We start from the raw sequence: 6,146 nt of genomic DNA on the forward strand, positions 1-6,146 counted from the left end.
GTGCCGATGAACGCTTCGGCTTCATTCAGGACCACGAGATCCGCGGAGGCACCGACAGCCAGACCGTGCTGTTTCTGACCTGCGGCTTGTGCACCACCAGCCAGCGCGCCCTTGAACAGGGTTTCACCGACCGAGCTGCCGCTGCCGGAGACAATTCGATTGCGTCTTTGATCGCGCAGTCGCTGGCCATATTCCAAGAGGCGTAATTCTTCACTGACGCTGGTTGCCACATGGCTGTCCGTGCCAACGCCAAACCGACCATTGGCGTCAAAAAAATCGGTTGCCGGGAAAATGCCATCTCCCAAATTGGCTTCGGTTTCCGGGCAAAGACCGGCAACAGCGCCGCTGCTGGCAAGACGTTTCGTCTCACTGTCCGTCATGTGAGTGGCATGGATGGCGCACCAGCGCTCATCAACCGGCATTTCATCAAGCAACCATTCGACAGGGCGACGGCCGCTCCAGGCGAGGCAGTCGTCCACTTCCTTCTGCTGTTCGGCCACATGGATGTGGATGGGGCCACCAGTTTTTTCGGCTGCAAGAATGGCGCGCATTTCGTCTGGTGTTGCTGCCCGCAATGAGTGGATTGCCAGACCGAGGCGGTTTGTCGTGCCCGCACATTCCTTTTCCAGCCGCTCAAGCAGTAAGAGGAATTTATCAACCGAATGAATGAAGGGGCGCTGGCCGTTGCCCGGTGCTGTGCCGCCAAAACCGGCATGAGCATAAAAGACTGGAAGATGGGTCAGGCCAATGCCGGACTGTCGTGCTGCAGCAAATATGCGCAGCGACATTTCCGCCGGATCGTCGTAGGCTGTACCATCCACTTGATGGTGAAGATAATGAAATTCAACGATGTGGCCGAAACCGCCCTTGAGAAGTTCACTATACAACTTTGTGGCAACGGCCTGCATGTCTTCAGGAGAAAGCTGCCCGACAAGCCGATACATGGCTTCACGCCATGTCCAGAAACTATCCTCGGATGAACCGAAAACTTCGGCAAGGCCTGCCATGGCACGCTGAAAGGCGTGTGAATGCAAATTTGCAATTGCCGGTGTAATCGGGCCTTTTGCATGCTCTTTAGCATCGTTTGGCACGGTTTCAGCTTTGATGTCGGTGATTATGCCATCGTGACCGATGGACAGCGTGACATTGTTGGCCCAGCCGTCTGCCAGAAAAGCTCGTGTGCAGAAAAGAGTTCTTGTCGATGCCATCATTGCGCCTCAAGTTGTATATGGAACATTGCAGCTATTTAGATGACAATCAAGCGGGATATTGAAATAATGGGCTTAAATTTCGACTGCATATTTTGTATGCAGATAATGACTGTAACAAGGATGCCATTTTATGCCGCAGGCTGAAGTCGAGGCCGTCGTCAAGGATGCCGCTGGGCGTGAGGTGCCACTTTACGAGCGCATGAAAGCGCAGATAAAGGCACGGATCGAATCCGGAGAATGGCCGGTCAATTCGAGAATTCCCTCAGAAAATGAGCTGGTTGATGTGCTGGGCGTCAGTCGCATGACCGCCAATCGTGCGCTGCGCGAACTGGCCAATGAGGGCATTATTGTTCGCGTTCAGGGGCGTGGGTCGTTTGTTGCGCCGAAGAAGCGCAGTGCCAAATTTATGGGCGTCCGCAACATCGCCGATGAAATTGCTGAACGAGGTGCGGCGCATCGCGCCGAATTGATTCTTGCCCAGAAGGAACCTTGTGGACCGGAATTGGCCGAGGCGCTGGAGATAAAGGTCGGAAAACTTTCCTTCCACACGATTATCGTGCACCACGAAGATGACGTGCCAATTCAGATCGAAGATCGCTTCGTCAATCCAGATATAGCACCCGATTATCTGGAGCAGGATTTTACGGTGGTTACACCGAATGCTTTCCTGACGCGGGTCGCACCGATCATTCGCACCGAGCAGTTCATTGAATCCGTGCTGCCGCAGCCATGGGAATGCAAGCTTCTTGCAGTGGCGCGTTCAGAACCGTGTCTTCTGGTTCGTCGCCGAACATGGTCGGGAAACCAGGTGGCCTCGTCCGTCAGGCTGCTTTACCCGGGATCTCGTTACCGATTGCAGAGCTCTTTTTAAAAAGCCTGTCCTGAAAAGGTAGTGGAGGCGGGTTTTCACCCGCCTCCATCAATATGTTTGTCGCCTTTAGCCAAACATGCTCAGCGACTTTGTGGTCTCGGACGGGCTCTGAGGTTTGTCGTCCTGCTCTTCCGCATGTTTGTGTTGCACAAGTGCGCGGTTTCCGGTGAGCTTGCGAACAAGCACATAGAATACCGGTGTCATGAAGATGCCGAAGAAGGTTACCCCGATCATGCCGGAGAATACGGCAACACCCATGGCAGCGCGCATTTCTGCACCAGCACCAGTGGAAATAACCAGCGGTACCACGCCCATAATGAAGGCGAGTGACGTCATCAGGATAGGGCGCAGACGCAAGCGACTGGCTTCGATTGCCGCAGCAACCGGTGTCTTTCCTTCAAACTCAAGCTCCCGGGCAAATTCTACGATCAGGATCGCGTTCTTTGCCGATAGCCCCACCAAGACGATTAGTCCTATCTGGGTGAAGATGTTGTTGTCTCCACCGGTCAACCAGACGCCGGTCAATGCAGCCAGCACGCCCATGGGCACGATCATGATGATCGCCAATGGCAGTGTCAGGCTTTCATATTGGGCGGCCAGCACCAGATAGACCAGCAGAAGTGCCAGCGGGAAGACGAGGAAACCGGAGCTGCCAGCCAGGATCTGCTGGTAGGTCAAATCCGTCCACTCGAAATCAATGCCGGATGGCAGGGTTTCAGCGGCGATGCGTTCAATCGCAGCCTGTGCTTCACCGGAGGAAAAGCCAGGAGCTGGTCCACCGTTGATATCGGCCGACAGGAAGCCGTTATAACGGTTTGTACGTTCTGGACCGGTTGTGGCATCTACCTTCAGCAGCGCTGAGAGAGGGATCATTTCGCCACTCGCCGAGCGGACCTTCAATTGACCGATATCTTCAGCCTGCGAACGGAACTTGGCATCAGCCTGTACGCGGACACTGTAGGTGCGGCCGAAGGCGTTGAAGTCATTGACGTAGAGCGAGCCCAAATAGATCTGCAGGGTTTCGAACACGTCGGTTACCGATACGCCGAGCTGTTCTGCCTTGGCACGATCAAGATCGGCATAGAGCTGCGGTACATTGATCTGGTAGCTTGAGAACAAACCAGCCAGTTCTGGTGCCTGATAGGCTTTGGCAAGGAATGCCTTGTTGGCTTCATCGAGCGCCTGATAACCGAAACCAGCGCGGTCTTCCAGTTGCAGTTTGAAACCACCCGTCGTGCCGAGGCCATTAACTGGTGGCGGCGGGAACATGGCGATGAACGCGTCCTGGATGGCGCCGAATTTCTGGTTGAGCGACATGGCAATCGCACCGCCGGAAAGATCAGCTGTCTTGCGCTCTTCAAACGGGCTCAAGGCAACGAACACCACGCCTGCATTCGAGCTGTTGGTAAAGCCGTTGATCGACAGGCCTGGAAAGGCAATGGCATGTTCGACGCCTGGCTGCGCCAGGGCAATATCGCTCATGCGCTTGATGACGTCTTCTGTCCGGTCAAGGCTGGCTGCATCCGGCAATTGGGCAAAACCAATCAGATACTGCTTGTCCTGTGCAGGTACGAAGCCACCAGGCACAGCATTAAAAATACCGTAAGTGGCGCCGGCCAGAGCCATATAGACAAACATCACCACGCTTTTGCGCGACAGCAATCCGCCGACGCTACGGCCGTAACCGTTGGAGGCGGCGCCGAAACCACGGTTGAACAGACGGAAGAAACCACCTAACACCTTGTCCATGCCACGTGTCAGCCAGTCCTTCGGAGCGTGATGCCCCTTCAGAAGCAAGGCAGCCAGGGCTGGCGAGAGCGTCAGGGAGTTGATTGCCGAAATCACCGTTGAAATGGCGATGGTCAGCGCGAACTGGCGATAGAACTGGCCGGAAAGGCCTGAGATGAAGGCCAGCGGCACGAATACCGCAACGAGAACCAGCGCAATCGCAATGATCGGGCCGGACACTTCCCGCATGGCGCGGTAGGTTGCGTCACGCGGGGACAGCCCATTCTCGATATTGCGCTCGACGTTTTCGACCACGACGATGGCGTCGTCCACCACGATACCAATCGCCAACACAAGCCCGAACAGACTGAGTGCGTTGATCGAGAAACCGAACACATACATCACCGCAAATGTACCGATGATAGAAACCGGAACGGCAATCAGCGGAATGATGGATGCGCGCCACGTCTGCAGGAACAGGATGACCACGATCACCACAAGCGCAACGGCTTCCAGCAGCGTATCAATCACCTTGTCGATCGACGAACGGACGAACTGTGTGGTGTCGTAGACGATTTCGTACTTCACGCCGTCAGGCATTGCCTTTTGCAGCTCTGCCATGGTGGCAGAAACGCTGTCGGAAATGGCAATGGCATTGGAGCCTGGAGCCTGAAAAACGGGAATGGCAACGGCCGATTCGCCGTCCAGCAGCGAGCGCAGGGAATAGTCGGAAGCGCCGAGTTCAACGCGTGCGACATCCCGCAGGCGTGTGATTGCACCATTGGTACCGCTTTTCACGATGATGTTGCCAAACTCTTCCGGCGTGCTCAGGCGGCCCTGCGCATTGACGTTGAGCTGCATGTCGATGCCGGTAAGATTGGGCGATGCACCGATGATGCCGGCCGCAGCCTGCACGTTCTGCGAACGGATAGCATTGGTGATATCGGCGGCGGCAAGGCCATGTTCTGCGGCCTTTTGTGGGTCGATCCAGATGCGCATGGAATAGTCACCAGCGCCGAAAATCTGTACCTGACCAACGCCCTCAATGCGCGCCAGCCGATCCTTGATGTTCAACACGGCGTAGTTGCGCAGGTAGGTCAGGTCATAGCGGTCACCCGGTGATACCAGGTGGATCACCATCATCAGGTCAGGGGAGCTTTTGACCGTTGTCACGCCAAGGCTGCGCACTTCTGCCGGCAGGCGAGGTTCAGCCTGCGACACACGGTTTTGCACCAGTTGCTGTGCCTTGTCGGGATCGGTGCCGAGCTTGAAGGTGACTGTCAGCGTCATCACGCCGTCAGACGTGGCTTGGCTGGACATGTAGAGCATGCCTTCGACGCCATTGATCTGTTCTTCAAGCGGTGTCGCCACCGTTTCGGCAATGACCTTGGGGTTGGCGCCGGGGTAGGTGGCGCGCACGACGATCGATGGCGGCACGACTTCGGGATATTCCGAAATCGGCAGGGCGCGCATGCCAAGCAGGCCCGCCACCACGATCAGGACCGACAGAACGGCTGCAAAGACCGGTCGATCGACAAAAAATCTGGAGATGTTCATAACAAAGTCCTCTCCGGTTAAATTCTGGATACAGAAAACCGTTTCGGTGGCAACGGACCACCAAAGGGCAAAATTCTTGGAGTGCTGGGGGGAGGCGGGTCAGACCCGCCTTTGCCCGTGCGTTACTGCGATGTGGCGACCGTTTCTTCGGTCTGTGGCGCTATGACTGCGCCAGGACGAATACGCTGCAGGCCATTGACGACGATCGTATCACCGGCGGAGAGGCCGCTTTCGATGATCCGCGCGCCTTCTGCTGCCGCACCGGGTTTGACCTGGCGGTAGCTGACCTTGTTTTCACCATCGACGACAAACACGAATTTCTTGTCCTGATCGGTGCCGATAGCGCGGTCGCTGATGACGATATGGTTTTCAGCTTTTGGCTGGCCCATACGGACACGGACGAACTGGCCAGGGATCAATCGCCCGTCAGGATTGTCGAAAATGGCGCGAACGCCAATTGTGCCGCTGGCTGCATCAACCTGGTTGTCAACGAGGTGGAGGGTGCCCTTGATTGGGGTGCCCTGATCGGCAAGTGTGCCAGCCTCGACCGGGATCTGCTCAAGGGCAGGAATTGCCGAGGCAGAAACAGGCAGTTGCGACAGCGCCTTGGCCACCATTTCTTCGCTGGCATTAAAGCTGGCATAGATCGGGTCGACTGAAACCAGTGTGGTCAAGGCTGGAGAGCCAGAACCGGCGGCAACCAGGTTGCCAACAGTGATCTCCAGCTTGCCAACCTTGCCGGACACTGGCGCACGCACTTCCGTGTAACCAAGGTCGAT

3 protein-coding genes and 1 pseudogene are annotated in these 6,146 nt (G+C 56.2%); 1 reads left to right on the plus strand and 3 read right to left on the minus strand.

What is annotated here, in order from left to right; all coding sequences use genetic code 11:
- Window positions 1-1,208: pseudogene (locus RT613_RS09245) on the minus strand (formimidoylglutamate deiminase); the annotation flags it as partial.
- A gap of 133 nt (window positions 1,209-1,341) precedes the next feature.
- Here RT613_RS09245 and hutC point away from each other — a divergent pair.
- Entirely contained in the window at window positions 1,342-2,082 is a 741-nt protein-coding gene (hutC, locus tag RT613_RS09250) for a histidine utilization repressor (RefSeq protein WP_313614774.1), read from the plus strand.
- Between the two features lie 66 nt (window positions 2,083-2,148).
- Here hutC and RT613_RS09255 read toward each other — a convergent pair whose 3' ends face one another.
- Both RT613_RS09255 and RT613_RS09260 read right to left on the minus strand, forming a co-directional pair.
- On the minus strand, window positions 2,149-5,367 hold the full coding sequence (locus tag RT613_RS09255; protein WP_313614775.1) for an efflux RND transporter permease subunit: 3,219 nt from the start codon (window positions 5,365-5,367) through the stop codon (window positions 2,149-2,151).
- 122 nt (window positions 5,368-5,489) lie between these two features.
- A partial coding sequence (locus RT613_RS09260) for an efflux RND transporter periplasmic adaptor subunit (protein WP_313614777.1) occupies window positions 5,490-6,146 on the minus strand: 657 nt, incomplete at its 5' end.

The organism is Agrobacterium sp., from assembly GCF_032092815.1.
Classification (GTDB): Bacteria; Pseudomonadota; Alphaproteobacteria; order Rhizobiales; family Rhizobiaceae; genus Agrobacterium.

Bases quoted from the DNA above. Each gene is read 5' to 3' on its own strand.
- hutC (WP_313614774.1), top strand. From the start codon at position 1,342: ATGCCGCAGGCTGAAGTCGAGGCCGTCGTCAAGGATGCCGCTGGGCGT.
- RT613_RS09255 (WP_313614775.1), bottom strand. From the start codon at position 5,367: ATGAACATCTCCAGATTTTTTGTCGATCGACCGGTCTTTGCAGCCGTT.